27 protein-coding genes are annotated in these 26,797 nt (G+C 60.5%); 14 read left to right on the plus strand and 13 right to left on the minus strand.

Annotation, left to right across the window (positions count from 1 at the left end; genetic code table 11):
- Positions 1-48 precede the first annotated feature (48 nt).
- The 9 genes from lpdA to sucC form a co-directional block, all read right to left on the minus strand.
- A complete protein-coding gene (gene lpdA, locus ACI3GR_RS11845) occupies positions 49-1,437 on the minus strand; it encodes a dihydrolipoyl dehydrogenase (RefSeq protein WP_407494732.1) in 1,389 nt (462 codons plus the stop codon).
- Positions 1,438-1,570: 133 nt separating this feature from the next.
- Entirely contained in the window at positions 1,571-1,978 is a 408-nt protein-coding gene (locus ACI3GR_RS11850) for an MAPEG family protein (RefSeq protein WP_407494733.1), read from the minus strand.
- On the minus strand, positions 1,978-2,367 hold the full coding sequence (locus tag ACI3GR_RS11855) for an MAPEG family protein (RefSeq protein WP_407494735.1): 390 nt from the start codon (positions 2,365-2,367) through the stop codon (positions 1,978-1,980). Before ACI3GR_RS11855 ends, ACI3GR_RS11850 begins: the two co-directional genes overlap by 1 nt.
- Positions 2,364-2,885, minus strand: a complete 522-nt coding sequence (locus tag ACI3GR_RS11860; RefSeq protein ID WP_407494736.1) for a hypothetical protein — start codon at positions 2,883-2,885, stop codon at positions 2,364-2,366. Before ACI3GR_RS11860 ends, ACI3GR_RS11855 begins: the two co-directional genes overlap by 4 nt.
- Positions 2,886-2,958: 73 nt before the next feature.
- Positions 2,959-4,515 (minus strand): 2-oxoglutarate dehydrogenase complex dihydrolipoyllysine-residue succinyltransferase, encoded by a 1,557-nt coding sequence (gene odhB / locus ACI3GR_RS11865; protein WP_407494738.1) that lies wholly within the window; start codon positions 4,513-4,515, stop codon positions 2,959-2,961.
- Positions 4,516-4,586: 71 nt separating this feature from the next.
- Positions 4,587-7,556 carry a 2-oxoglutarate dehydrogenase E1 component gene (locus ACI3GR_RS11870; protein WP_407494740.1) on the minus strand — a complete coding sequence of 990 codons (2,970 nt, stop codon included), beginning with the start codon at positions 7,554-7,556 and terminating at the stop codon, positions 4,587-4,589.
- Positions 7,553-8,083 carry a DUF805 domain-containing protein gene (locus tag ACI3GR_RS11875; RefSeq protein ID WP_407494741.1) on the minus strand — a complete coding sequence of 177 codons (531 nt, stop codon included), beginning with the start codon at positions 8,081-8,083 and terminating at the stop codon, positions 7,553-7,555. The genes ACI3GR_RS11870 and ACI3GR_RS11875 overlap by 4 nt, the downstream gene beginning before the upstream one ends.
- A 166-nt stretch (positions 8,084-8,249) precedes the next feature.
- The gene (gene sucD / locus ACI3GR_RS11880; RefSeq protein WP_407494742.1) at positions 8,250-9,134 is read right to left on the minus strand and encodes a succinate--CoA ligase subunit alpha; all 885 of its coding nucleotides are present in this window, start codon (positions 9,132-9,134) and stop codon (positions 8,250-8,252) included.
- A gap of 4 nt (positions 9,135-9,138) precedes the next feature.
- Positions 9,139-10,332, minus strand: coding sequence for an ADP-forming succinate--CoA ligase subunit beta (gene sucC / locus ACI3GR_RS11885; RefSeq protein ID WP_407494744.1), 1,194 nt, complete (start codon positions 10,330-10,332; stop codon positions 9,139-9,141).
- 298 nt (positions 10,333-10,630) lie between these two features.
- On the opposite strand from sucC, the gene ACI3GR_RS11890 reads away from it, so the two are divergent.
- Positions 10,631-10,969: a hypothetical protein gene (locus tag ACI3GR_RS11890; RefSeq protein ID WP_407494745.1), complete on the plus strand. Its 339-nt coding sequence runs from the start codon at positions 10,631-10,633 to the stop codon at positions 10,967-10,969.
- Here the strand turns inward: ACI3GR_RS11890 and ACI3GR_RS11895 are convergent.
- The 3 genes from ACI3GR_RS11895 to ACI3GR_RS11905 all read right to left on the minus strand — a co-directional run bounded on the left by ACI3GR_RS11895 (position 10,960) and on the right by ACI3GR_RS11905 (position 13,937).
- Entirely contained in the window at positions 10,960-12,393 is a 1,434-nt protein-coding gene (locus ACI3GR_RS11895) for a tetratricopeptide repeat-containing sulfotransferase family protein (RefSeq protein ID WP_407494746.1), read from the minus strand. The genes ACI3GR_RS11890 and ACI3GR_RS11895 overlap by 10 nt on opposite strands.
- A gap of 41 nt (positions 12,394-12,434) precedes the next feature.
- Positions 12,435-13,397, minus strand: coding sequence for a malate dehydrogenase (gene mdh, locus ACI3GR_RS11900; protein WP_407494748.1), 963 nt, complete (start codon positions 13,395-13,397; stop codon positions 12,435-12,437).
- A 234-nt stretch (positions 13,398-13,631) separates the two neighbouring features.
- Complete coding sequence (locus tag ACI3GR_RS11905; RefSeq protein WP_407494749.1) at positions 13,632-13,937, minus strand: hypothetical protein; 306 nt, start codon at positions 13,935-13,937, stop codon at positions 13,632-13,634.
- 249 nt (positions 13,938-14,186) lie between these two features.
- On the opposite strand from ACI3GR_RS11905, the gene ACI3GR_RS11910 reads away from it, so the two are divergent.
- The 13 genes from ACI3GR_RS11910 to ACI3GR_RS11970 all read left to right on the plus strand — a co-directional run bounded on the left by ACI3GR_RS11910 (position 14,187) and on the right by ACI3GR_RS11970 (position 25,812).
- A complete protein-coding gene (locus ACI3GR_RS11910) occupies positions 14,187-15,041 on the plus strand; it encodes an HpcH/HpaI aldolase/citrate lyase family protein (RefSeq protein ID WP_407494750.1) in 855 nt (284 codons plus the stop codon).
- Between the two features lie 48 nt (positions 15,042-15,089).
- Positions 15,090-15,635: an NnrU family protein gene (locus ACI3GR_RS11915; RefSeq protein WP_407494751.1), complete on the plus strand. Its 546-nt coding sequence runs from the start codon at positions 15,090-15,092 to the stop codon at positions 15,633-15,635.
- 21 nt (positions 15,636-15,656) lie between these two features.
- Complete coding sequence (locus ACI3GR_RS11920; protein WP_407494753.1) at positions 15,657-15,860, plus strand: DUF1737 domain-containing protein; 204 nt, start codon at positions 15,657-15,659, stop codon at positions 15,858-15,860.
- Positions 15,860-16,891: a MaoC family dehydratase gene (locus tag ACI3GR_RS11925; protein WP_407494755.1), complete on the plus strand. Its 1,032-nt coding sequence runs from the start codon at positions 15,860-15,862 to the stop codon at positions 16,889-16,891. The genes ACI3GR_RS11920 and ACI3GR_RS11925 overlap by 1 nt, the downstream gene beginning before the upstream one ends.
- 186 nt (positions 16,892-17,077) lie before the next feature.
- Positions 17,078-17,467: a succinate dehydrogenase, cytochrome b556 subunit gene (gene sdhC, locus ACI3GR_RS11930; protein ID WP_407494757.1), complete on the plus strand. Its 390-nt coding sequence runs from the start codon at positions 17,078-17,080 to the stop codon at positions 17,465-17,467.
- Between the two features lie 14 nt (positions 17,468-17,481).
- A complete protein-coding gene (gene sdhD / locus ACI3GR_RS11935; protein WP_407494758.1) occupies positions 17,482-17,853 on the plus strand; it encodes a succinate dehydrogenase, hydrophobic membrane anchor protein in 372 nt (123 codons plus the stop codon).
- 15 nt (positions 17,854-17,868) lie between these two features.
- Positions 17,869-19,674, plus strand: coding sequence for a succinate dehydrogenase flavoprotein subunit (gene sdhA / locus ACI3GR_RS11940; protein WP_407494760.1), 1,806 nt, complete (start codon positions 17,869-17,871; stop codon positions 19,672-19,674).
- A gap of 10 nt (positions 19,675-19,684) precedes the next feature.
- A complete protein-coding gene (locus tag ACI3GR_RS11945) occupies positions 19,685-20,464 on the plus strand; it encodes a succinate dehydrogenase iron-sulfur subunit (RefSeq protein WP_407494761.1) in 780 nt (259 codons plus the stop codon).
- A 183-nt stretch (positions 20,465-20,647) separates the two neighbouring features.
- Positions 20,648-21,601, plus strand: coding sequence for a helix-turn-helix domain-containing protein (locus ACI3GR_RS11950; RefSeq protein WP_407494762.1), 954 nt, complete (start codon positions 20,648-20,650; stop codon positions 21,599-21,601).
- A gap of 4 nt (positions 21,602-21,605) precedes the next feature.
- Positions 21,606-23,249 (plus strand): FAD-binding dehydrogenase, encoded by a 1,644-nt coding sequence (locus ACI3GR_RS11955; protein WP_407494763.1) that lies wholly within the window; start codon positions 21,606-21,608, stop codon positions 23,247-23,249.
- A 108-nt stretch (positions 23,250-23,357) separates the two neighbouring features.
- A complete protein-coding gene (locus ACI3GR_RS11960) occupies positions 23,358-23,513 on the plus strand; it encodes a hypothetical protein (RefSeq protein ID WP_407494764.1) in 156 nt (51 codons plus the stop codon).
- Between the two features lie 319 nt (positions 23,514-23,832).
- Positions 23,833-25,005 (plus strand): type III PLP-dependent enzyme, encoded by a 1,173-nt coding sequence (locus ACI3GR_RS11965; RefSeq protein WP_407494766.1) that lies wholly within the window; start codon positions 23,833-23,835, stop codon positions 25,003-25,005.
- A 150-nt stretch (positions 25,006-25,155) separates the two neighbouring features.
- Complete coding sequence (locus ACI3GR_RS11970; RefSeq protein ID WP_407494768.1) at positions 25,156-25,812, plus strand: DUF998 domain-containing protein; 657 nt, start codon at positions 25,156-25,158, stop codon at positions 25,810-25,812.
- Positions 25,813-25,844: 32 nt separating this feature from the next.
- Here ACI3GR_RS11970 and yghU read toward each other — a convergent pair whose 3' ends face one another.
- Positions 25,845-26,720 (minus strand): glutathione-dependent disulfide-bond oxidoreductase, encoded by an 876-nt coding sequence (yghU, locus tag ACI3GR_RS11975; RefSeq protein WP_407494770.1) that lies wholly within the window; start codon positions 26,718-26,720, stop codon positions 25,845-25,847.
- Between the last annotated feature and the right edge of the window lie 77 nt (positions 26,721-26,797).

The following is a 26,797-nucleotide window of genomic DNA, read 5'->3' on the forward strand; positions in this document are numbered from 1 at the left end:
AACGCCGCCCGGTTGGGGCGGCGTTCTGGTTTCTGATCTGGCTGCCGATCACATGTGGATCGGGCCGTCGCCGCAGGCCAGCGCGGCTTCGCGCACGGCCTCGGACACCGTCGGGTGCGCATGGCAGGTCAGCGCCACATCCTGTGCCGACGCACCGAATTCCATCGCGACGCAGATTTCGTGGATCAGGTCCCCGGCCGAGGGGCCGACGATATGTGCGCCCAGAATGCGGTCGGTATCCTTGTCGGCGAGGATTTTCACGAACCCATCTGCCGCGAACAGCGCCTTGGCCCGCGCGTTGCCCATAAAAGAGAACTTGCCCGCCTTGTAGGCGCGACCTTCGTCTTTCAGTTGCTCTTCGGTCATGCCAACCATCGCAACTTCGGGGTGGGTGTAGATCACGCTGGGGATCACGCCATAGTTCACGTGGCCATGTTTGCCTGCGATCACCTCGGCGACGGCCATGCCTTCATCTTCGGCCTTGTGGGCCAGCATCGGTCCGGTAATCGCGTCGCCGATGGCATAAATGCCTTTGACGTTGGTCGCCCAGTGATCGTCGGTCTTGATCTGGCCGCGGTCGGTCATCTCGATCCCCAGATCGGACAGGCCCAGACCATCGGTGTAGGGTTTGCGGCCCGTGGCAACCAGAACCACATCGGCATCCAGCGTCGTCTCGCTGTCGTCTTTGCGGGATTTGTAGGTCAGCTTGGCCTTGGTCTTGGTCGTTTCAACCGATTGCACGGCAGAGTTCAGGATGAACTCGATCCCTTGCTTTTTCAACAGTTTCTGCAAGGTGCGCTGCACCTCTTTGTCCATACCGGGGGTGATATGGTCGAGGAATTCGACAACCGTCACTTCGGTGCCCAGACGCGCGTAGACAGAGCCCATTTCCAGACCAATGACACCGGCGCCGACAACGACCATTTTCTTCGGGATTTTCGACAGTTCCAGCGCCCCAGTCGAGGAAACGACGATCTTCTCGTCAATCTCGATCCCCGGCAGGCTGCTGGGTTCAGACCCGGAGGCGACGATGATGTTCTTGGCTTCATGGACCTCGTCGCCCACTTTGACCTTGCCGGCCTCGGGGATCGATCCCCAGCCTTTCAGCCAGTCGATCTTGTTCTTCTTGAACAGGAACTCGATCCCACCGGTGTTGCTGTCGACAACGGATTGTTTGTACTCCTGCATGGTCTTCCAATCGACCTTGGGTGCGGACACCTTCAGGCCCATGGTGGCAAAGTTATGCTCTGCCTCGTGCAGGTTGTGCGTGGCGTGCAGCATTGCCTTGGACGGGATACAGCCCACGTTCAGGCAGGTGCCGCCAAGGGTTTCGCGTCCTTCGACACAGGCGGTTTTCAGGCCCAGCTGGGCGCAGCGGATAGCCGCGACATAGCCGCCCGGGCCTGCTCCGATCACGATCACATCATAGGCTGCCATGGGACGTCTCCTTGGTCTGTTCGGCGGTGCACTTGCCTTGGGTTTAGCCCTGTCTGGTCCTAAGGGAAAGGGGCGCTGCCCCTCTTGAGCCTTTGGCTTAATTCACCCGGGAATATTTATGGCAAGAGGATGGTTAAAAGAGCGTGGCGAGGATCATCAGCGTCGTTGCGATGAGGCCCGCCATCCAGATGAAGCTGCGCCATGGGACCCAGCCAAAGACATAGGCAGGGACATAGAGGACCCGAGCGATCAGGTAGACCCAGGCGCATATGGTGGTAAAGGCCGTCGATCCGGCATGGGCGCTCAGAAGCGCGGCGATGCCAAAGAGGATCAGACCTTCGAAATGGTTGTTCATCGCCCGGTGGATGCGCCCGGTGCGGGGGCTGACCTGCTCCATCAGAGGCTTGCCCAGACGATCCGGGTCGCGCGGGCCAAGCGTCTTGCCCGCGTCGAGTTCCATATTGGCGGTCACTGACATCAACGCGATCTGAGCGACCTGTAGAAGCGCGGCAAGAGCAAGGACGGTAAGTTCAGGGGTCATCAGAAAAAGCTCCGAATGATCATGGTGAATGTCGCGATCAGGCCGACGGTGTAGATCGCGCTACGCCATGGCACCCAGGCAAAGGCGTAGGCGGGCAGGTACAGCGTGCGGGCGGCGACGAAGACCCAAGCGGCGATGGCCGTCAGGAGACTGTTGGTATCGGTCAATTCGACCAGAACAACGGCGATGATGAAGGGGCCGATGTTTTCAGTGTGATTGGCCAGCGCACGGCGCAGGCGGGCGGTGCGGGTCGAGATATCCAGATCGCCATCGCGCGGCCCGGCGTTGCCATCGGTGCCCACATCCTTGGTCAGTTCCTTCTGCGACCAGCCGACGGCGACCAGATGGATAAAGGCGGTGGCGGCAAGTGCGGCGAGTTCGGGGGTCATTGGTGGGCCTCGTAGTCTTGGGTCAGTGACGCGATACGGGTCAGATCTTCGGGGGAAACCGTCGTCTGATCCGTGTCTATCAGAATATCCTGAATGATAGCCCATTCTTGGTCGTTGGCGATGTGCCCCCGCGTCAGTACCTTTTTCACGGTGCGGTGCCAAAGTCCGGCTTCGTCGAACAGGCTGAAGCCGAGGTTTGATTTGAAGTCAGCCAAGAAGGTTGCGACGGCTTGCTGCGTTTCTTGATCGCCGGTCTTCATGAAATAAGTCAGATCGCTAGCGGTGGCGGCGTACCAGCCTTGGATGTCTTTCAGAAAATGGCCGTAGTGCGGGCCGGTGTAGGCGTCGAATTCATCCATTACGACTGCGCCAGTCACGTTGAATTCGTTGGGGTCGATCTGGGCGTCGGGGCCGTGAAGGGCCCGCCACATGGCCATCCGCCAATCACGGTAGAGGTCCATCCCGGGGGTGAGGCGACGCAATTCGGCGCGGGTGTCATCTCGGTTGCGGCGGGGCATTCTGGCGGCTCACATAAATCGGGCCGCGCGTTAAGTCGCACGGCCCGCTGTAGGATGGGAATTACCCCATTAATCAGAGGTCCATCAGCAGACGACGGGGATCTTCCAGCGCTTCTTTCACGCGGACAAGGAAGGTCACGGCGCCTTTGCCGTCGACGATGCGGTGATCGTAGGACAGGGCCAGATACATCATCGGGCGGATCTTGATCTCACCGTTGATGACCATCGGGCGGTCCTGGATCTTGTGCATGCCGAGGATACCGGACTGCGGGGGGTTCAGGATCGGCGAGGACATGAGCGAGCCGTAGACGCCACCGTTCGAAATGGTGAAGGTGCCGCCCTGCATTTCCGCCATCGACAGTTTGCCGTCGCGGGCGCGCTTGCCCTTTTCGTTGATGGCTTTTTCGATCTCGGCAAAGGACATGCTGTCGGCGTCGCGGATGACTGGAACGACCAGACCCTGCGGGGTGCCGGCCGCGATGCCCATGTGCACGAAATTCTTGTAGACGATGTCGGTGCCGTCGATTTCGGCGTTGACCTCGGGAACCTCTTTCAGCGCGTGGCAACAGGCCTTGGTGAAGAAGGACATAAAGCCCAGACGGACGCCGTGCTTCTTCTCGAACAGGTCTTTGTATTCGGACCGCAGCGCCATCACCTCGGTCATATCGACCTCGTTATAGGTGGTCAGGATCGCGGCGGCGTTCTGCGCGTCCTTCAGACGGCGGGCGATGGTCTGACGCAGACGGGTCATTTTCACCCGCTCTTCACGGTCCGCATCGTCAGCCGATACCGGCGCGCGCGGGGCCGAGGCAGGTTGCGACGACGAGGAGGACGAAGACGCGGCAGAGATTGCCTTGGCCACGTCTTCTTTCATGATGCGACCGTCGCGACCGGTGCCGGTGACCTGATCGCGGGACACGCCTGCTTCGGCCATGGCTTTCTTGGCCGAGGGTGCATCTTCGACGTCAGAGCGCGAGCCGGAGTTCGGCGAGGTCTGATAGGCTTCGCCTTTTGCGCCTTCTTCTTCGACCTTGGGAGCCGACTTTGCGCCGCCAGAGCCTGCGGTGATTTCCGCCAGCTGACCACCGGCTTCGACGGTTTCGCCTTCTTTCTTCAGGATTTTGCCCAGCACGCCAGCGGCGGGGGCGGGCACTTCGACGGACACCTTGTCGGTTTCCAGCTCGCACAGCATTTCGTCTGCTTCGACGCTGTCGCCTTCTTTCTTCATCCAGGTCGCGACGGTGGCTTCAGAGACCGATTCACCAAGCGACGGGACCATAACAGCGACGGTTTCGCCGCTGCCGCCGGTGTCACCGCCATTGGCGGGCTCTTCCGCTTCGGTGGATTTGGTGCCTTCGTCGCGCGGTTTGGTTTCCTCGGGCCCGGCGTTGCCGGATTCCGAGATATTGCCCAGCAGGGCGTCCACACCAACGGTTTCGCCTTCTTCGGCGACGATGTCGGACAGGGTGCCCGCGGCGGGCGAGGGCACCTCTACCGTGACTTTGTCGGTTTCCAGTTCGCACAGCATTTCATCCACGGCGACCGTGTCGCCGGGTTTTTTGAACCATGTGGCGACGGTGGCCTCGGTGACGCTTTCGCCCAAGGTGGGCACGCGGATTTCGGTGGTCATCGGTGGCTTTCCTTATCTTCGGTTGTCTCTGGTCTGGCGGCAGGTCACCCCGCCGCCCTGAAAGTCGGTTGTTAGCTGTCGATCCCAAGCGCGTCGTTGACCAGCGCGGCCTGCTGGGCCTTGTGCTGGGCGGCAAGGCCCGTTGCGGGCGATGCGGTGGCGACGCGGCCGGCGTAGGTCGGGCGCTGATGCTTGGCCTTGATGCGGGTCAGGACCCATTCGATGTTCGGCTCCACAAAGGTCCAGGCGCCCTGGTTCTTGGGCTCTTCCTGACACCAGACCATCTCGGCCCCTTTGAAACGCTCCAGTTCCTTGACCAGCGAAATCGCAGGGAAGGGATAGAACTGCTCCAGGCGCAGGATGTAGACGTCTTTCAGACCGGCTTCGTCGCGGGCCTCTAGCAGGTCAAAGTAGACCTTGCCGGAACACATGACGACGCGCTTGATCTTCTTGTCTTCAACCAGATCGGTCGACGAACGGTTCTTGCCGTACTGTTTGTCCGCGTCATCCCACAGCACCCGGTGGAACGAGCTGCCGGTGGTGAATTCGTCGGCATCCGATACGGCCAGCTTGTGGCGCAGCAGCGATTTCGGCGTCATCATGATCAGCGGCTTACGGAACGACCGGTGCAGCTGACGGCGCAGGATGTGGAAGTAGTTCGCAGGCGTCGTACAGTTCGCCACGATCCAGTTGTCCTGACCACACATCTGCAAGAAGCGTTCCAGACGGGCAGAGGAGTGTTCCGGGCCCTGACCTTCATAGCCATGCGGCAGCAGGCAGACGAGGCCCGACATCCGCAGCCATTTCGACTCACCAGAGCTGATGAACTGATCGAACATGATCTGCGCGCCGTTGGCGAAATCGCCGAACTGCGCTTCCCACAGGGTCAGAGCATTCGGTTCGGCCAGCGAATAGCCATATTCGAACCCAAGCACCGCGTATTCCGACAGCATAGAGTCGATGACTTCATAGCGGCTTTGGCCTTCGCGGATGTTGTTCAGCGGATAGTAACGTTCTTCGGTGTTCTGATCGACGATGCCCGAATGACGCTGAGAGAAGGTGCCGCGGGTCGAATCCTGACCGGCCAGACGCACGGGGTAGCCTTCGGTCAGAAGCGACCCGAAGGCCAGAGCTTCACCGGTGGCCCAGTCGAAGCCGGTGCCAGATTCGAACATCTGCTTCTTGGATTCCATCAGACGTTCGACAGTCTTGTGGGTCGGCAAACCGTCGGGCAGTTGGGTCAGGGCCTTCCCGATCTGCTCCATCGTTTCAGGTTTGATGGCGGTTTCGCCGCGCTGGTAATCGTCTTTCTCACGCTCCAGCCCGGACCATTTGCCATCCAGCCAGTCAGCCTTGTTGGGCTTGTAATCCTTCCCGGCCTCGAACTCTTCGTTCAGGTAGGATTGGAACGAGGCTTTCATATCCTCGATCTCACCTTCAGGGATCAGGCCGTCCTTGACCAGACGGTCGGTGTACAGCGACAGGGTCGTCTTATGACCCTTGATCTTCTTGTACATGATCGGGTTGGTGAACATCGGCTCATCGCCTTCGTTATGGCCGAAGCGGCGATAACAAAAGATGTCGATGACCACGTCCTTGTGGAACTTCTGGCGGAATTCGGTCGCAACCTTGGCGGCATGCACCACGGCCTCGGGATCGTCTCCGTTCACGTGGAAGATCGGCGCCTCGACCATCATCGCGATATCGGTCGGATAGGGGGAGGAGCGCGAGAAGTGCGGCGCGGTGGTGAAACCGATCTGGTTGTTCACCACGATATGGATCGTGCCGCCGGTGCGGTGACCGCGCAGGCCCGACAGACCGAAACATTCCGCCACGACGCCCTGACCGGCAAAGGCCGCGTCGCCGTGTAGCAGGATCGGCATGACAGCGGTGCGGTCGTGATCGTTCAACTGGTCCTGCTTGGCGCGGACCTTGCCCAGAACGACGGGGTTAACGGCCTCAAGGTGCGACGGGTTCGCCGTCAGCGACAGGTGCACTTCGTTGCCGTCAAACTCACGGTCGGAAGACGCGCCAAGGTGGTATTTGACGTCGCCCGAGCCATCGACGTCTTCGGGTTTGAACGACCCGCCCTGGAATTCGTTAAAGATCGCGCGGTACGGCTTGTTCATGACGTTGGCCAGAACCGACAGGCGGCCCCGGTGAGGCATGCCGATGACGATGTCTTTGACGCCAAGGTTGCCGCCACGTTTGATGATCTGCTCCATCGCGGGGATCAGCGCTTCGCCGCCATCAAGGCCAAAGCGTTTGGTGCCCATGTATTTGACGTGCAGGAATTTCTCGAAACCCTCGGCTTCGACCAGCTTGTTCAGGATCGCCTTGCGGCCTTCACGGGTAAAGGTGATTTCCTTGCCGTAGCCTTCGATGCGCTCTTTCAGCCAGCCGGCTTCTTCCGCGTTCGAAATATGCATGTACTGCAGGGCGAAGGTGCCGCAGTAGGTACGTTTCACGATGTCCACGATCTGGCGCATCGATGCGACTTCCAGACCCAGAACATTGTCCAAAAAGATCGGGCGATCCATGTCGGCTTCTTTGAAGCCATAGGATTTGGGGTCCAACTCGGGGTGGTTGGTTTCGTCCCGCATACCCAGGGGGTCAAGATCCGCCGCCAGATGCCCACGAATACGGTAGGCCCGGATCAGCATCAGCGCGCGAACCGAATCCAGCACCGCTTGTTTCACCGCGTCATCATCGACCGCGACGCCCTTCTCGGCGGCTTTGGCTTTGATCTTATCCCCGGCGGCGGCCATTTCGGCGGGCACGGGCCACTGACCGTCCAGCGCGGCCGTCAGTTCGTCACTGGGTTGCGGCGGCCAGTCCATGCGCGCCCAGCTGGGGCCTGCGGCTTCTTTCTTGGCGTCGACTTCGCTATCGCCAAGCTGGCGGAAGAACTCGTCCCATGCCTCGTCAACCGACGCCGGATCGTTGGCCCATCTGGCGTGCAACTGCTCCAGATATTCCGCGTTGTGCCCCTGCATAAAGCTGGAGGCATGGAAGACGTCATTGGGATTTTGTTCGGTCATGCGGGGACCTCGTTAGGGTTGGGGCCATAGTCGTTGGGCCCAGGTTGCGTGGGGCGTGTCAGCCACCAGATGACGATGAAGGGCGAAAACAGCGCGATGATCATCGAGATGATCATGATGATGCCTGTCAGCCCTGCAAACAGTGCGGCAAAGTCGCCGGACATGATGGACCCGGTCAGTCCGGCCATGCTGGCAAAGGTGCCGATGCCGATCCAGACAAGGATCGGGTAGAGCAGATAAAGGCCGGACCGACCCGTGTCGTGCATCCGGCGCCAGCCTGCGGCGATGATCGGCAACAGTGTCACGAGCGAAAAGAGAGAGGCGATGGGTCCATTGCTCTCGACCTCGAATTCGGTCTCGCTGACGGGGGTGGTGGTAAAGCCGAAAAGGTAGCCATCCAGCATATTGGTGACAAACCCACCGACGATGATGAACAGCATGAACCACCAGTATTCGGGCCGTGTCGCGCGGCCAGAAAAGGTGACGTATTTGCGGAAACAGGTGCGGACGGCGGTGCCAAAGGTCATGCGTTGACCTTTCTTGAAGGGCAGGGGCGCAGCGCGGCGATGTCGGTGCCATCCTTGCGGGATGCCAGACACAGCGCGGCGAACTTCCTGTCCAAGTGGCCCATGGCCGATCCTTTAAAAACCGTTCCGGGCGGGGATCGCCCGGAACCTTCGTGTCTTGAGGGACTTAGCCCTTGATCGCTTTCAGAACAGCCTCACCCAGACCGGCGGGGCTATCGGCGACCACGATCCCGGCGGATTTCATCGCCTCGATCTTGTCTTCCGCGCCGCCTTTGCCGCCGGCGACGATGGCGCCTGCGTGGCCCATGCGACGACCCGGAGGGGCGGTGCGGCCCGCGATGAACCCAGCGGTGGGCTTCCAGCGGCCTTTCTTCTTCTCGTCAGCGAGGAACTGCGCGGCTTCTTCTTCCGCGCTGCCACCGATTTCACCGATCATGATGATGGACTCGGTCTCATCATCGGCCAGGAACATTTCCAACACGTCAATGTGTTCGGTCCCCTTGATCGGGTCACCACCGATACCAACAGCCGAAGACTGGCCCAGACCCGCATCCGATGTCTGCTTGACCGCTTCGTAGGTCAGGGTGCCGGAGCGGGACACAACGCCAACTGACCCACGCTTGTGGATGTGGCCGGGCATGATGCCGATCTTGCAGGCGTCAGGGGTGATGACACCGGGGCAGTTCGGGCCGATCAGGCGCGATTTGGAGTTCTGCAAAGCGGCCTTGACCTTCATCATGTCCAGCACCGGGATGCCTTCGGTGATGCAGACGATCAGAGGGACCTCTGCGTCGATCGCCTCGAGGATCGAGTCCGCGGCGAACGGCGGCGGAACGTAGATCACCGACGCATTCGCGCCCGTGACGTCGACCGCTTCGTGGACCGAGTTGAAGACCGGCAGATCAAGGTGCGTGGTGCCGCCCTTACCGGGGGTCACGCCGCCGACCATCTTGGTGCCGTAAGCGATCGCCTGTTCCGAGTGGAAGGTGCCCTGAGAGCCGGTGAAGCCCTGACAGATAACCTTGGTGTTTTCGTCTACGAGGACTGCCATGATCTTAGCCCTTCACTTCTTTAACGATTTTCTCAGCGCCGTCGGACAGGTTGTCCGCCGCGATGACGTTCAGGCCAGAGGTGTTGATGATCTCTTTGCCCTTTTCGACGTTCGTGCCTTCCAGACGGACGACCAGCGGAACCTGAAGGCCCACTTCTTTCACCGCAGCGACAACGCCTTCGGCGATGACGTCGCAGCGCATGATGCCGCCGAAGATGTTGACCAGAATGCCTTTGACGTTGGGGTCAGAGGTGATGATCTTGAACGCTTCGGTAACTTTCTCTTTGGTGGCGCCGCCACCGACGTCGAGGAAGTTTGCCGGTTCAGCACCATACAGCTTGATGATGTCCATCGTCGCCATGGCCAGACCTGCGCCGTTCACCATGCAGCCGATTTCACCGTCTAGTGCGATGTAGTTCAGGTCGTATTTCGACGCTGCCAGTTCCTTGGGGTCTTCCTCGGTCTCATCGCGCAGGGCGATGATGTCGTTGTGACGGTACAGGGCGTTGCCGTCGAAGCCGACCTTGGCGTCCAGAACCTTGAGGTTGCCATCGGGCATCACGATCAGCGGGTTGATTTCCAGCTGCTCCATGTCCTTCTCGGTGAAGGCTTGGTACAGTTTGCCCAGAAGGCCGACCATCTGCTTGACCTGCTGACCTTCCAGACCCAGAGCGAATGCCACTTTGCGGCCATGGAACGGCTGGTAGCCGGTCGCGGGTTCGATCGAGAACGACAGGATCTTTTCCGGGGTCGCAGCGGCGACCTCTTCGATGTCCATGCCACCTTCGGTCGAGCAGACGATAGACACGGCAGAGGTCTGACGGTCCACCAGCAGGGCCAGATAAAGCTCGCGGTCAATGTCAGAGCCGTCTTCGATGTAGATGCGGTTGACCTGCTTGCCTTCGGGGCCGGTCTGGTGCGTGACCAGCGTGCGGCCCAGCATCTTCTTGGCTTCTTCGGCTGCTTCTTCTACCGATTTGGCTAGGCGGACACCGCCCTTTTCGCCAGCGTCGGCTTCTTTGAATTTGCCCTTGCCGCGGCCACCTGCGTGGATCTGCGCCTTGACGACCCAAAGCGGTCCATCAAGTTCGCCAGCAGCGGTTTTTGCGTTTTCGGCTTTCAATACCGCACGGCCGTCCGACACCGGGCAGCCGTAGTCGCGAAGAATTGCCTTCGCCTGGTATTCATGGATGTTCATGAAATCCGTCCCTCGTTTCAGATACGATTGTGTCCGGGTGTGACATAGTGCGCGGGGCGGATGAATCATTTTCTGACACTGTTTGCAGGAAACAGCCGAAATAGACCTCTTTGTGATCACACGCTTTATCGGTGTGATCACAACGCTCCGCGCAAACATTGACCAAAGGTTAAAAAGCTTGGGTTCCCGGTGTCTATCGGCGATTCACTGCACCGTTTCTGTCCGATCACAGGCGACTCACTTGCGTTCGCCGGAACCGGTGCGCCCCCTGCGTGGTTGACCCGCAAAGGAGACACCCATGAGCTTTGCCGACAAACTAACCGAATATCAGCCGAAAGACATCATGCCCGATTTGGAATCGCAATGGTGGAAGCCATTTGCCGCAGGGGCCGCCGTGGTGGCCGCCGGGTTCGCCCTGACCCGTATCCGCCCCTCGGCGCTGGACCTGCCCAATCCCACCGGCCGCGGCGATGGTGCAAGCGGTCGCGTCGCTCGGGCCGTCGGTGTTGCGCGGGATGGGGCAGACAAGGTTGCGCCTGACAATGTGGCCTCCCAGATCGGTCGGTCATTGGTGATGGCTGGGTCGGCGATGCTGGTCGCGCGGGTGCTGGACGAGGTGATGTCGCGTCAGGACTGACCGCCATCATCGGTGCGTGCGAACCGTTCCTGTTCATGCGCATCGATCCACTCCCACCCGCCAAGCGCGTCGATCAGCGGAGACAGTTGGTCTTCATAGCGTCGCCACTTTTGAACGGATGCGGTGTTGATCTTTTGCCGCGCCTGCCATCGGCTGGCCGTGGCGATCACACCTTGGGTATCCTCGGGGTGCACGCAGGCATCGCACCAATCAAGCTTGCAGAACTTCAGGATGCGGCGGGTTTCCCCCTCGGGGTCCGAAACAAGCGTTTCGTAGTTGATGCGAAGGATCCGGTCGCCGCGTACCTGCTGCCAGTGGTCCATCAGGTCATTGTAAAGGCGGTAGTAGAAGCCGAGCGTGTCTAGCCGGTTAGAATAGTCCAGCCCGCCCCGGAAATTGGCAAGGTAGTTCGACAGCCCGGTATCCAAAGGGTGGCGCTGCATGTGCAGGATGGGCGCGTCGGCGAACACCGTGGTAATCAGGCCAAGCGTCCAGAAATTCGCGGGCATCTTGTCGATGATGTTCTGACTTTTGGCATCCGCGACCTTGGCGATCTTGGTGATATAGCTTCGCGCGATCTTGGTTAGGTTGTCGCGGGTCATCGCCTGTCGGATCGCATCATCCGGAGCCAGATCGCCGCGGGTCTTCAACGCGTTCGCGTACAGGCTTTCGCTAAGCGCATTCATCTCGGGGCGCTCACCGGCGGTGGTGACGTCCGGATGCGCGGCCAGCATACGTTCCAGCAGGGTGGTGCCGGATCGTGGCATGCCGATGATGAAAATCGGCCGCGGGGTAGCGCGCACCGCGCCTTTGAACTCGGCGCAGAAGGCGGGCGAATAAAGTGCTTTCTGACGCTCGGCCACTTGGGTGTAATTCGCCTGACCGGTAAACTCCGGCTTCAGATCGTTGCCGCTGGCAAAGTGTTGAAAGGCGCGGTCCAGCTCTCCACAATCCTGATAGGCCTTCCCCAAAGCGAAATGCAGCGCGACGAGGTGTTCCCGCGCCAGGCCGCCTTGCTCCAGCGTGCGCTCGGCCTGCGCGAACAAGGGGTCGCCCGAAGTGATCTTGGTGGATTCCGTCAGATTGACGTAAGCCAGCGCGTTTCTGGGGTTCAACTCGATCGCGCGGCGGGCAGAGGCGACGGCACCGGCAAAATCGCCCTTGGTGTTCAGTATCGCGGCGCGTGACTGGTGGACGTGGTCGTTTGACGGGGCGACCTTTAGGGCGTGGTCCAAAATCGCCAGCGCCCCCTCTGCGTCGCGCCGTAGGTTCGACGCGCAGTGGGCTGCGCCGATCAGGGCCGGAATGTTGTCGGGGTCAGACGCCAGCACCTGTTGGTAGATCGGTTCCGCCTTGTCGGCTTGCTCTGCCTCGAACAGCGACACGGCCTGCGCAATCAAAGCGGCCCGGTCGTCGTGGGACAACCGGGCCGCGTTTGGTCTTTGTGACTTTTCCGTCAAGGCGATCAGGCCAGAGAGCTGTCAATGCCCTTACATGCGTCGACCAGACCCTTCACGGCATCGACCGATTTGTCGAACATTTCCTGCTCTTCTTTGTTGAGCTTGATGTTCACGATCTTTTCAATGCCACCAGCGCCGATCACGGTGGGCACGCCCACGTACATGTCCTTCACACCCAGTTCGCCGTCGCAATATGCGGCGCAGGGCAGAACGCGCTTTTGGTCTTTCAGGTAAGCTTCGGCCATTTCGATGGCCGAGGTGGCCGGTGCGTAGAAGGCCGAACCGGTCTTCAGCAGGCCAACGATTTCGGCGCCGCCGTCACGGGTACGCTGAATGATCGCGTCCAGTTTTTCCTGCGTGGTCCAGCCCATCTTGACCAGATCGGGCAGGGGGATACCGGCCACGGTGGAGTAGCGGGTGGAGGGGACCATGGTGTCGCCGTGGCCGCCCAGAACGAATGCAGTGACATCCTTCATGGACACGCCGAATTCGACCGACAGGAAGTGACGGAAGCGTGCGCTGTCCAGAACACCGGCCATGCCGCAAACTTTCTCGGCCGGGAGGCCAGAGAATTTCTGCAGGGCCCAGACCATCGCGTCCAGCGGGTTGGTGATGCAGATGACGAATGCGTCGGGGGCGTTGGCTTTGATGCCTTCGCCGACGGACTTCATGACCTTCAGGTTGATGCCCAGCAGGTCGTCGCGGGACATGCCGGGTTTACGCGGCACGCCGGCGGTGACGATGCAGACGTCTGCGCCAGCGATGTCGGCGTAGTCCTGCGTGCCCTTCAGGGTCGCGTCGAAGCCTTCGGAGGGACCGGATTCGGCGATGTCGAGGGCCTTACCCTCGGGCGTGCCTTCCGCGATGTCGAACAGAACGACGTCGCCCAATTCTTTCAATGCTGCGAGGTGGGCGAGCGTGCCGCCGATCTGACCTGCGCCGATAAGGGCGATCTTGGGTCGTGCCATGGAATGTATCTCCAATCTCATGAAACTTTGGCGATGCGTAGGAGTTTTGCGGCCTCAGTGCAAGTCCGAGGCCGGGCCAAGTGGCGCATCACATGCGGGAAAGAGCGGAAAAACCCTTAGGATTGGTTTCTATTTCAGCAGCTTGCGGGATAAATTTTTACCCCGTGGTCGCGCGGTTACGGGCAGCATCTGGATGTTTCTCAGCCGTTTTGACCGAAAATGCGGGCGATTCTGCTAGGCGTCCTTGTCCTGATTTGGCAGCGCTTCTGACAGGGTTTCGAAGGCTTCGCCGCTGGCGACAAGGCAGGTGATGCCGCCGGGACGGGTGACGGTGATCGTCCATGAACCGGTTTCTTTTGATGCAAAAACTTCGACCATCTGGTTGTTTGATCCGAGGCCGATGGATTGGCGGGTTTCGCCAAACGCCGAGGCGAGGCGGCTAAGCACCACGTCGCGCGGGGCACAACCAGAGTTGGCGGTGGCGGCAACAGGTGTCAGGCAGGCGGCGGCCAGCAGGGTCATCGACAGATACTTGGGCATAGTGCAGTCCTTTCCTTGGGCCGCAGCTTTGGCGGCTTTGTCCTCTGACCAGCGCAATCCTTCCTCGCGACCAATTTGCGCCCAAGGTGCGAATAAGTGGTTAATCGACCGCACGGTGGACGGTCGCGATGTCGCGCGCGCCTTTTCTCTGCGACGCGGCGAAACGGGCCTTGAACTTTTCCCTTAAAAAGTGGCATTGGTGCGCAAGATTGTTACCCGGCCATACCGGCCGCGACTCGGAGTTGCCCCATGGACACTGCCTATCGCCCTTATCGTTCCGTCCTTTATATCCCCGGCTCGAAAGAGCGGGCGTTGGACAAGGCGCGCGGGCTGGCCTGCGACGCGATCATCTTTGATCTTGAGGATGCGGTGACGCCGGATGCCAAGGGCGAAGCGCGCGAAACGCTGAAAAAGGCGCTTCAGGACGGTGGCTATGGCAACCGGGCCAAGATCATTCGGATCAACGGCTTGGACACCGAATGGGGGGCCGACGACGTCAAGGTTCTGAAGGACGCGGGCGCGGATGCCTTCCTGCTGCCCAAGGTCGACAGCGTGAAGCATATCGAGGCGCTGGATGAGCTGCTGGGCGGCAACACCGCCATGTGGGCGATGATCGAAACGCCGCTGGGCGTGCTGAACGCGCTGGAAATCGCGGCGCATCCCCGTCTGACCGGGTTTGTCGCGGGCACCAACGATCTGGCGAAAGAACTGAACTGCCGGTCCCGCGCGGATCGTCTACCGATGATGTTCGCGCTGCAGCAGATGCTGCTAGCCGCGCGGGCGCATGACGTGATCTGCGTCGATGGCGTTTATAACCAGTATCTGGACGAAGAAGGCCTGGCTGCGGAATGCGAACAAGGCCGCGACCTGGGCTTTGACGGTAAGACGCTGATCCACCCGGCGCAGGTCGCGGGCGCGAACACTGCCTTTGCCCCAACGGAAGCCGAGATCGATCTGGCCAAACGTCAGATCGAAGCGCACGAGGAGATCGAGCGGACAGGGCAGGGCGTTGCTGTCGTGGACGGCAAGATCGTTGAGAACCTGCATGTCGAGACCGCCAAAAAGACGCTGGCGAAGGCAGAGGCGATTGCGAAGATGGGCTAAGCCCGTCAGGGTGTCGGCACATTTGTCTTAGCCAGCGGGGCGCACGTTATGATCCTTTTGATCCTTGGGGTTCTTCTTTGGGCCTTGGCCCATTTCTATAAACGTCTGGCCCCGGCGCATCGCGCGTCGATGGGCGACAAAGGCAAAGGGATCGTTGCGGTCGCGCTGGTCGTGTCGATCCTGCTGATGATCTTTGGCTATCGTGCGGCGGATGGCGCGGTGTTCTGGGGCCGTCATTCTGCGACCGTGGGGATCAACAACCTGCTGATGATCGCGGCGCTGTACTTTACGTCTCCGGGGCCGAAGAAGGGCGCGCTGTTCTACAAGATGCGCCATCCGATGCTGACCGGGTTCCTGCTGTGGACCATCGCGCATCTGCTGGTGAACGGGGATGTTCCGTCCTTCGTGCTGTTCGGTGGCTTGGGCCTTTGGGCCGTGGCCGAGATGGTGGTGATCAACCGGGCCGAGCCGGGCTGGGTGCCGCCTGCCAAGGGCAAGATCGGCAAGGACATCATGTTCGCCGCGATTTCGATCGTGCTGCTGGGCGTGATCGGGATGATTCATACGTGGCTTGGCTATCCGACCTTCGGGTAAGCCGCGATTAAGGGGAAGATCATGAAAGCCTACCGGTTTTTGACAGCGGACGACACGTCAGCCTTTTGCCACAAGGTGACGGCGGCTTTGGCCAAGGGGTGGGAGCTTTATGGCGGCCCGACCTATGCCCATGACGCGACCACGGGCGTGATGCGCTGTGGGCAGGCCGTTACCAAGGACGTCGCCGGTGACTATGACCCCGACGTGAAGCTGGGAGAGCTGTGATGACCAAGACGAACGCGGGCCGTTTTTTCGAGGATTACAAGATCGGGCAGGTCATCGACCATGCGGTGCCTCGGACCGTGTCGGGCGGGGAGCGGGCGATGTACCACGCGCTCTATCCGATGCGGCATGCGCTGTATTCTTCGGACGAATTCGCGCGGTCCTGTGGGCTGCCTGCTTCGCCCATCGACGATCTGGCGGCGTTCCACGTGGTCTTTGGCAAGACGGTGCCGGATGTGTCGCTGAACGCGGTGGCCAACCTTGGCTATGCGGAGGGGCGCTGGCTGAAGCCGGTCTATGCGGGTGACACGCTGCGGTCGTCGTCCGAGGTGATCGGGCTGAAGCAGAACTCGAACGGCAAGACGGGCGTGGTGTACGTGCGGACCCGGGGTATGAACCAGAACGACGAAGTCGTGATGGAATATGTCCGCTGGGTGATGGTGCGGAAGAATGATGTCGATGCGCCTGCGCCAGACGCTGTTGTGCCGGATTTGGCTAAGGTCATTGATCCTAAGGATCTGGTGATCCCCGAAGGTTTGGATTTCACTAACTACGACTTCACCCTTGCCGGGGAACCGCACCGGTTCGGTGACTATGCGGTTGGTGAGGTGATCGGCCACGTCGACGGTGTCACCATCGAAGAGGCCGAGCATATGATGGCCACGCGCCTGTGGCAGAACACGGCCAAAGTGCATTTCGACGCGACCTTCCGGCCTGATGGGCAGCGGCTGATCTATGGCGGTCACGTCATTTCGATGGCGCGGGCACTGTCTTTCAACGGCTTGGCCAATGCGCAGATGATCGTGGGCCTTAACGGTGGGGCACATGCGAACCCGTGCTTCAGCGGGAAGACGATCAAGGCGTGGTCGGAAGTTCTGGACAAGGCCGAGACCTCGGCCCCCGGCGTAGGCGCGATCCGGCTGCGGCTGGTGGCTGTCGACGACGCGTCGGTCGGCGAGCTGAAAGACGAAAACGGCAAATACCACAGCCAGGTCCTGCTGGATCTGGATTACTGGGCGCTGATGCCGCTGTAATTCGCTCATGCGGTTGCCAATTGGTTAAACGAGTCGCCCGTTGTGATCACGCGCGCGTCTGTTGTGATCACACGTACAACTTTTAGGGTCGGAATCCTGCATTTTCTGCGACGGTTTGACCCTGACCTAATGACAAGCTGACAAAAATCACTAGAACCACCAACAGATATTCCGAATGAGGACCTCATGGCCGATGTGAACCGGGGCAATCGCCCTCTGTCGCCGTTCATGCTGGGGCAATACTACCGTTTCCAGCTGAATTCCGTCACCTCGATCCTGACGCGGATCACAGGGAACGCGCTGATTGGCGCCGCTTTTCTGATTGCTTGGTGGTTGTTGGCCGCCGCGTCCGGGCCTGACTACTTCAAGGTAGCAGATTTCGTGATCACAAGCTGGGTCGGCGATATCATCATGCTCTTGTCTTGCCTTGGTCTTTGGTACCACACGCTGGCCGGTGTTCGTCACCTGATCTGGGACAACGGCTATCTGCTGGATGTCGAAAGCTCGGACAAGATGGGCTGGGTTGTCATCGGCGGGTCGGTCGTTCTGACCCTGCTGACCGCGATCATCGTATAAGAAAGGAGCCAGCCATGCGTTTTCTGACCGACCGCAAGCGAGCCGTAGGTATGGGGGCATCAAAGACCGGGACCGCACATCATTGGTCCATGCAGGTCACGTCGATCGCCCTGCTGATCCTGGTGCCTTTGTTCGTCTTCACCACCGGCTATATCATTGGCGCCCCTTATGAAGAGGTCGTCGCCTATTACTCCCGTCCATTTCCGTCCGTGATTGCGGCGCTGACCTTTATCGTTGGCATGACGCACTTCAAGAACGGCGCGCAGATGGCGATTGAAGATTACGTGCACGGGTTGGCCGGACGCCTGACGATCATCGGCGTGACCATCCTGTCCTATGCCATTGCTGCGTTCGCGATTTTTTCGCTGATCAAGCTGGCCCTGTAAGTCCCGAGGTTTCCGATGGCTGAATACGAATACGAAACGCATGATTATGACGTGGTCGTGGTTGGCGCCGGTGGCGCTGGTCTGCGTGCCACGCTGGGTATGGCGGAACAGGGTCTGCGCACGGCGTGCGTGACCAAGGTTTTCCCGACCCGGTCGCACACCGTGGCTGCGCAGGGTGGCATCGCCGCGTCCCTGTCCAACATGGGGCCCGACCACTGGCAGTGGCACATGTACGACACCGTTAAAGGGTCGGACTGGCTGGGCGATACGGACGCGATGGAATACCTCGCCCGTGAGGCCCCCAAGGCCGTTTACGAGCTGGAGCACTACGGCGTGCCCTTCTCGCGGACCGAAGAGGGCAAGATTTACCAACGTCCCTTTGGTGGCCACACCACCGAGTTTGGCGAAGGCCCTGCCGTGCAGCGGACCTGTGCTGCCGCCGACCGGACCGGCCACGCGATCCTGCACACGCTGTATGGTCAGTCGCTGAAGAACAACGCTGAGTTCTACATCGAATATTTCGCCATCGACCTGATCATGTCGGATGATGGTGTCTGCACCGGTGTCGTCTGCTGGAAGCTGGACGACGGCACGATGCATGTCTTCAACGCCAAGATGGTGGTGCTGGCGACGGGCGGCTATGGCCGTGCGTATTTCTCGGCCACCTCGGCCCACACCTGCACCGGCGACGGTGGCGGTATGGTGGCGCGCGCGGGTCTGCCGCTGCAGGACATGGAATTCGTGCAGTTCCACCCGACGGGCATCTACGGTTCTGGCTGTCTGATCACCGAAGGCGCACGCGGTGAGGGTGGTTATCTGACCAACTCTGAAGGCGAGCGTTTCATGGAGCGTTATGCGCCCCAGTACAAAGACCTTGCGCCGCGCGACTATGTCTCGCGCTCGATGACCATGGAGATCCGCGAAGGTCGTGGTGTGGGTGAGCATGGGGACCATATTCACCTGAACCTGTCGCACTTGCCTGCCGAAGCGCTGGCAGAACGTCTTCCGGGTATTTCCGAATCCGCGAAGATTTTCGCCGGTGTGGACGTCACCAAAGAGCCGATCCCGGTTCTGCCGACCGTGCACTATAACATGGGCGGTATCCCGACGAACTATTGGGGCGAAGTGCTGAACCCGACCTCTGACGACCCGAATGCCGTTGTCCCCGGTCTGATGGCCGTGGGTGAGGCGGGCTGTGCCTCCGTGCATGGGGCGAACCGTCTTGGCTCGAACTCTCTGATCGACCTCGTGGTCTTTGGCCGCGCCGCCGCGATCCGCGCTGGCGAAGTTGTGGACCGCGATAGTGCCGTGCCCTCGACCAACAAAGCACAGGTCGACAAGGCGTTTGACCGCTTTGACACACTGCGCAACGCTTCGGGCGGCACGCCGACCGCTGAACTGCGTCTGGAAATGCAGCGCACGATGCAATCCGATGCAGCCGTTTTCCGCGCGTCTGAGACGCTGAAGGAAGGCGTCGATAAGATGACCGAAATCGCTGGCAAGATGGGCGATCTGAAAGTCACTGATCGCAGCCTGGTCTGGAACAGCGACCTGATGGAAACGCTGGAACTTACCAACCTGATGCCGAACGCACTGGCCACGATCGTCGGCGCCGAAGCGCGGCACGAAAGCCGCGGCGCACATGCGCACGAGGATTATTCCGAGCGTGACGACGACAAGTGGCGCGTGCACACGATCAGCCGCGTTGAGGGTAACAAGGTCGATCTGACCTATCGCCCCGTCATCACCGACCCGCTGTCGACCGAGGCAGAGGGTGGCATCGAACTCAAGCGGATCGCGCCCAAGGCGCGGACGTTCTAAGGAGGACGACATGGTACAATTCACCCTTCCCAAGAACTCTCGCATCCGGACGGGCAAGACATGGCCCAAGCCGGACGGCGCGACGAACATCCGCAAGTTCAAGATCTATCGCTGGTCGCCCGATGATGGGGAAAACCCGCGGGTCGACACGTATTTCCTGGATATGGACAAGTGCGGCCCGATGGTTCTGGACGCGCTGATCAAGATCAAGAACGAGATCGATCCGACCCTGACCTTCCGCCGGTCCTGCCGCGAAGGGATCTGTGGCTCTTGCGCGATGATGATCGACGGGATCAACACGCTGGCCTGTATCTACGGGCTGGACGAGATCAAGGGCGACGTGACGATCTATCCGCTGCCGCACATGCCGGTGGTGAAAGACCTGATCCCCGACCTGACGCATTTCTATGCGCAGCACGCGTCGATCATGCCGTGGCTGGAGACCAAGACGAACCGCCCCGCGAAAGAGTGGAAGCAGTCCATCGAGGACCGCAAGAAGCTGGACGGCCTGTATGAATGCGTGATGTGCGCGTCGTGCTCGACCTCTTGCCCGTCTTATTGGTGGAACGGTGATCGGTATCTGGGGCCAGCCGCGTTGCTGCATGCCTATCGCTGGATCATCGACAGCCGCGATGAAGCAACGGGTGAGCGTCTGGATGAGCTGGAGGATCCCTTCAAGCTGTACCGCTGCCACACGATCATGAACTGCGCCAAGACCTGCCCGAAGGGTTTGAACCCGGCGGCGGCGATTTCGCATATCAAGCAGATGATGGTCGAACGGACCGTGTGATCCGATCGTCAAATCTTACGGAAGGGCGGCCTTGAGGGTCGCCCTTTTGCTTTTGGGGGCTTTGCCCCCGGCTTGCGGCTTCCCGCAGGACTATTTTTGGCAAGAGGATGATGGGGGCGGCGGAAATGCGGAGTTTGCCACAAAGCTTTTCCCCCGCTAGGCTATCCGGCGGAGGACACCATCATGACCAAACACAGCCATATCGATCGGGTGATTTCGGCGGTGCAATCGGGCTCTGCCGGGGCGCGGTCGGCTTTGGCGGCGTCATGGTGGCGGTCGTTGGAGCATCATGGGCTGAACCCCGGGGAGGAACGCGCGCCAGAACGGGTGAGTGAGGCGGACGTGCGTCAGCACCAAGACCGGCTGGAGCATTTTCTGCGCGTCGCCGGGCCGAAGCTGGATCACCTGTTCGGGTTGGTCGGGCAGTCCGGGTGTGGCGTTGTGTTGACGGACGATCAGGGGATCGTGCTGGACCGTCGTTGTTCTGATGGGGATGCGGCCGCGTTCGATCACTGGGGGCTGGCTTTGGGGGCGGATTGGTCAGAGGCCAGCGAAGGAACCAACGGAATCGGCACCTGTCTGACGGACCGGCGGCAAGTGACGATCCATCGCGACGAACATTTCTTTGCGCGCAACACCGCGATGAGCTGTATGGACGCGCCGATCTTTGGCCCCGATGGGCGGATCGTGGCGGCCTTGGACGTGTCCTCGGCCCGGGCGGATCAGACAGAAGCGTTCAATCGGATTATTGCGGCGACGGTCGCCCAGACCGCGCGCACGATTGAGGCGGATTTCTTCCGCGCGTCGTTTCCCAAGGCACGGATCATTGTGGCCGGAGGGGAAGATAGGGATGTGACCGCGCTGTTGGCCGTGGATCAGGACGACATCGTGATCGGGGCGACCCGGTCGGCACGGCAGGCCTATGGCATGGCGACCTCGGGCCCGATTAAGGCGCGACCGGCAAGCGATCTGTTCGGCCATGGTGATGGACCTTCAGGGTTTGAGAAGGCCGAACGCGCGGCTGTCATGCGGGCGCTGACGCGGGCCGGGGGCAATGTGTCCGAGGCTGCGCGGGCCCTGGGGATCGGTCGTGCGACGCTGTATCGCCGGATGAAACGTTTGGGCATCGGCGAGTGATCCGATGCGCCAGCTGAAGGCGGATGTCATTGTCATTGGCGGTGGTCTGGCGGGGCTAGTCGCGGCGACCGAGGCGGCAGGTCGGGGCCGTCAAGTTTTGCTGATCGATCAGGAAGGCGAACAATCGCTGGGTGGGCAGGCGTTCTGGTCTTTGGGCGGGTTGTTCATGGTGGATACGCCGGAACAGCGGCGCATGAAGATCCGGGATAGTCGTGATCTTGCCGCACAGGATTGGATGGGCTCTGCCGGGTTCGATCGGCCTGAGGATGCCAACCCGCGTGCGGTTGCCGAAGCCTATCTGGATTTCGCAGCCGGAGAGATGCGCGACTGGCTGGCGGGCATGGGGATGCGATGGTTTCCTGTGGTCGGCTGGGCCGAACGAGGCGGGGCGCTGGCGCATGGGCACGGCAATTCGGTGCCGCGGTTTCATCTGACATGGGGTACCGGACCGGGCGTTATCGCGCCTTTTGTCAAACGCGCGAAAGAACTGGAGGCCGAGGGCAAGCTGACGTTCGCCTTCCGGCATCGGGTGACAGACCTTGATCTGAAGGCCCGCCGGGTTGCGGGCGAGGTGCTGGTGCCCACAGACGCGCCGCGCGGAGTCAGTACGTCGCGCGAGGTCGTCGAGGATTTCGAAGCGACAGGTGACAGTTTGATCCTGACCTCGGGCGGTATCGGTGGCGACCATGACAAGGTTCGGCGGTATTGGCCCGCGGATCGGCTGGGGCCTGCGCCTAAACGAATGGTTTCGGGGGTGCCCGATTATGTCGATGGCCAGTTGCAGGGCATTGCCGAAGGGGCAGGGGCCGCGCTGATCAATGGCGACCGGATGTGGCATTACTGCGAGGGTATCCAGAACTGGGATCCGATCTGGCCGAACCATGGTATCCGTATTCTACCCGGGCCTTCGTCGCTGTGGTTCGATGCATATGGCCAACGGATGGAGGCCCCTTGCCTGCCGGGGTTCGATACTTTGGCGACGCTGCGGCGGATCCTGTCGACGGGGCAGGACCATAGCTGGTTCGTACTGACGCAGGCGATCATCAAGAAGGAATTTGCGCTGTCGGGGTCGGAACAGAACCCTGACTTCACCTCAGGCAAGTGGGGTGAGGTGATCCGGCAGCGGGTGCTGAACAAGGCGGCAACTGGTCCAGTCGAAGCGTTCAAGGACAAGGGCGCTGATTTCGTCGTGGCGGATACGCTGGATGAACTGGTCGCAGGTATGAACAAGCTGGAGCCGGACACGCGACTGGACGCCGCGGATCTGCGCCGACAGATCGAAGCGCGGGATCGCGAGATGGAAAATCCGTTCTCCAAAGATGCGCAGGTGACTGCGATCCATGGGGCGCGGCGCTATCTGGGGGATAAGCTGGTGCGCACCGCGAAACCGCACCGCATTCTGGACCCAAAGGCCGGTCCGTTGATTGCTGTCCGGCTGAACATCCTGACACGTAAGTCGCTCGGCGGGTTGCATACGGACGTGCGGGCCAGGCTGCTGGATAGCGCGGGTCAGGTCATTGATGGTGTTTATGCCGCAGGAGAGGTCGCTGGATTTGGCGGCGGTGGCTACCATGGCTACAACGCGTTGGAAGGGACGTTCCTTGGGGGGTGCATCTTCAGCGGCCGGGTCGCGGGGCGCGAGGTTTGAGGCCTGCAAATGCTGCAATGCGGCAATGTTGTTTTGGCTGATGTTTTTCGCCCTTTGAAGGCGCAGATTGTCGGCAGGGAGGGGCCTTTGATCCTAAACGAGGCACCTATGGAAAAGATCGTGAAACCCACCGAGGCCGAGCTGCGTAAAGCACAGGCAGCCCTGAACGCCCTGAACCAAGCCTATGAATATTTCTCGCCCACGCCGACACTGGTGCGCGACGAAAAGGCATCTGAGTATTTCGAGTACGTCAAAGCGGCCTGATCGCAGGCCAGCGCCGAAACAGATGCAACTCTGCCACATTTCTTTTCCCGGATGTGGCAGAGTTTTTCTTTTTTACAATGGGTTATGCGGGATCTTGGGGACGTGACGGAAAAAATCGCAATTCGACGCATTTTTCCTATTGATCGAATCTATGTTTGGCCCGATATGCGCAATTACAAAAGACGCCAACGCACGCGCCTCTGGCGAGAGGGCTAAATCGATAAGCCCTGCGGTTACGTAGCGACGGTAACGTCTCCCTTGGAACTGAGCGGTCTGAGCCGATTAAATCGGAATGGCCGGGTCTGATTGGAGATGACCAATGAACGCATACGTAGCCGACTTTTCGGCCCGCACTTCTGTACGCCGTGAAACCCGTGTTGAATCCTTCATCCGTTCGACTGTTTTCGACCGCCCAACGCTGGTGATCGACGTCGATCGCGTGGAAGAGCAGTACCACGCCCTGAAATCTGGCCTGGGCCGCGCACGCATTCACTTTGCCGTCAAAGCAAACCCGCAGCGTGAAATCATCGAGCGTCTGGTCGACCTCGGTTCCGGCTTCGACGCCGCATCGCGCGCCGAGATCGAGCTGTGCCTGTCCCTGGGTGCCCGTCCGGAAAACATTTCCTTCGGCAACACCGTCAAGAAAGTCCGCGACATCGAGTTCGCCTTCAACGCCGGCGTGACCCTGTTCGCAGCCGACGCAGAAGAAGAGCTGGAAAAGATCGCGGAATTCGCACCGGGTTCCGACGTGTACATCCGTCTGATCGTCGACGCATCCGAAGCTGACTGGCCGCTGTCGCGTAAATTCGGCTGTGCCCGCGACAAAGCCGTCATGCTGATGGACATGGCGCGTGATCTGGGCCTGCGCCCGGTCGGTTTCTCGTTCCACGTTGGCTCGCAGACCAAACGCGCGGAAATGTGGACCACCACGCTGGATCAGGTTGCTGCTGTCTGGAAAGCCGCTGTCGACGCAGGTCACGAGCTGACCCTGCTGAACATCGGTGGTGGGTTCCCCGCCTACTACGGCGAAGAAATCCAGCGTCCGACGGCCTATGCTGCCCGCGTGATGGAACTGATCGAAGAGCGCTTCGACAATGTCGAGCACGTGATGGCAGAGCCGGGCCGTGGTCTGGTTGCCGAAGCGGGCGCGATTGCTGCCGAAGTGCTGCTGGTGTCGCAGAAATCCGACAACGACCTGCACCGCTGGGTTTACCTCGACATCGGTAAATTCTCGGGTCTGGCCGAAACCATGGACGAAGCGATCCGCTACCAGTTCCTGACCGACCGCGATCACGAAGCAACCGGCCCCTGCATTCTGGCTGGCCCGTCCTGCGATAGCGCCGACGTGCTGTACGAAAAACGCCCTGTCGAGCTGCCGGTTGGCCTGCGCTCGGGTGATCGTTTCATCATCCGCAACTGCGGCGCCTACACCTCGACCTATGCATCGGTCGGGTTCAACGGCTTCCCTCCGCTGGACGTGGTGGTGATCTGATCCACGTTGGAGCCCCGGTGGGGGAGCCGGGGATCACGTGATTAGGAAAGACGCGAGGTGGTGATACCTCGCGTCTTTTTTCGTTCGGCAGTGTTGATGCCCTTCGAATGCCCTAAGTGATCTGTGTGGCGCAGCGAAGGGGTCGGGCGGATGATGAAGAACGTAGCGGTCGCACCGCACGAGCGGGCGGAAATCCTGATCTTCTTCGGGCTGGTCGGCGCAATCGGCTGCTTTGCTCCGATCCTGACAACGATCTGGTCTGCGCTTGTGGCAGAGCATGATTTTATCGCCAGTACGCTTAGTGATCTGGGCCGTGGGCCGCACAAGATCATCATGGATGTCGGGTTCTACATTTGCGCCTGTGGTTTGGTCAGCCTTGCCATCGCGGCGGCGCATGTGCCGATGGGCGGCCTGGGCTGGTCCGTGGGGATCCTGTGCCTTGCGACACTGGCGCTGCTGGTGTCGATGATCGGGCTGTTCGACCAGTTCAAAAATGAGGTGGAGCCGGGTGAGACCTATAGCGTGCACACCTGGATCAGCTTTGGGCTGGGGCCTTTGTACCTGATCGGACCTTTGGGAATGGCGCGTGGGGCAGCGCGGTTGTCGCGGCTGTATGCCGTGCTGTTCGTCCTCGCTGCGGTGATCTGGATCGTCTTCGCGGGGTGGTACCTTATGGCGCCAACGGCCTACGACGGCATCATTGAGAAAACCGCGATTTTTGGCACGCTGCTGTGGACGACGCCATTGGCCTATATCTTTGTGGACCGCGGTCGCTGCATTCTCAACAAAGACCCCGCCGCCGGGTGATCCGCGCGACGAGGCCTTACAGACTGTCCGGGTTATTCGCCCTGCGCGTCCAGCTTGTCTTGCGTTTTGGTTTCAAAATCGCTGGCGTCGTGGCGTTCGCGCAGTTGCTTGGACGGATCGCCAAAGGCCGCGTTGACCATGCGCCCGCGCTTGACCGCCGGACGATCAAAGATCGTTTCGGCCCACCGGATCACGTTGGTATATTCGTGGGCCGACAGGAATTCTTTGGCCTTGTAAGCGCCGTCAGTGACCATCCGGCCATACCACGGCGCGGTTGCCATATCGGCGATCGAATAGTCGTCGCCTGCCAAGAACTTGTTATCTGCCAGCTGCTTTTCCAGTACGTCCAGTTGACGCTTAGTTTCCATGGCAAAGCGGTTGATGGCGTATTCGATCTTGATCGGCGCATAGGCGTAGAAGTGGCCGAAGCCGCCGCCAAGATAGGGGGCCGAGCCTTGCAGCCAGAACAGCCAGTTCATCGCTTCGGTCCGGGCGCGGTAATCCTTGGGCAGGAAGGCGTCGAACTTCTGCGCGAGGTGCAGCAGGATATTGCCCGACTCGAACACGCGCAGGGGTTTCTCGCCGGAATGGTCGACCAGCGCCGGGATTTTCGAGTTCGGGTTCGCTTCGACAAAGCCCGACCCGAACTGGTCGCCGTCGCCAATGTTGATCAGCCAAGCGTCATACTCTGCGCCCTCATGTCCGGCGGCCAGCAGTTCTTCGAACATGATGGTGACCTTCTGGCCGTTGGGCGTGGCCAGCGAATAAAGCTGAAAGGGGTGTTTGCCGACGGGCAGGTCCTTGTCGTGGGTCGCGCCCGAGATGGGGCGGTTGATGCTGGCGAAACGGCCACCGCTTTCCTGATCCCAGGTCCAGACCTTGGGCGGGGTGTAGGTGTCATCGGACATTGCTGTCTCCTTCGGGGAATGTCTGGGGGTACAATTGTCCCGACGCGCGCACATGGCAACCGTCAGGGCGCACAGTG

The organism is Pseudooceanicola aestuariicola (assembly GCF_045763785.1).
In the GTDB taxonomy this organism is placed as follows: Bacteria; Pseudomonadota; Alphaproteobacteria; order Rhodobacterales; family Rhodobacteraceae; genus Pseudooceanicola.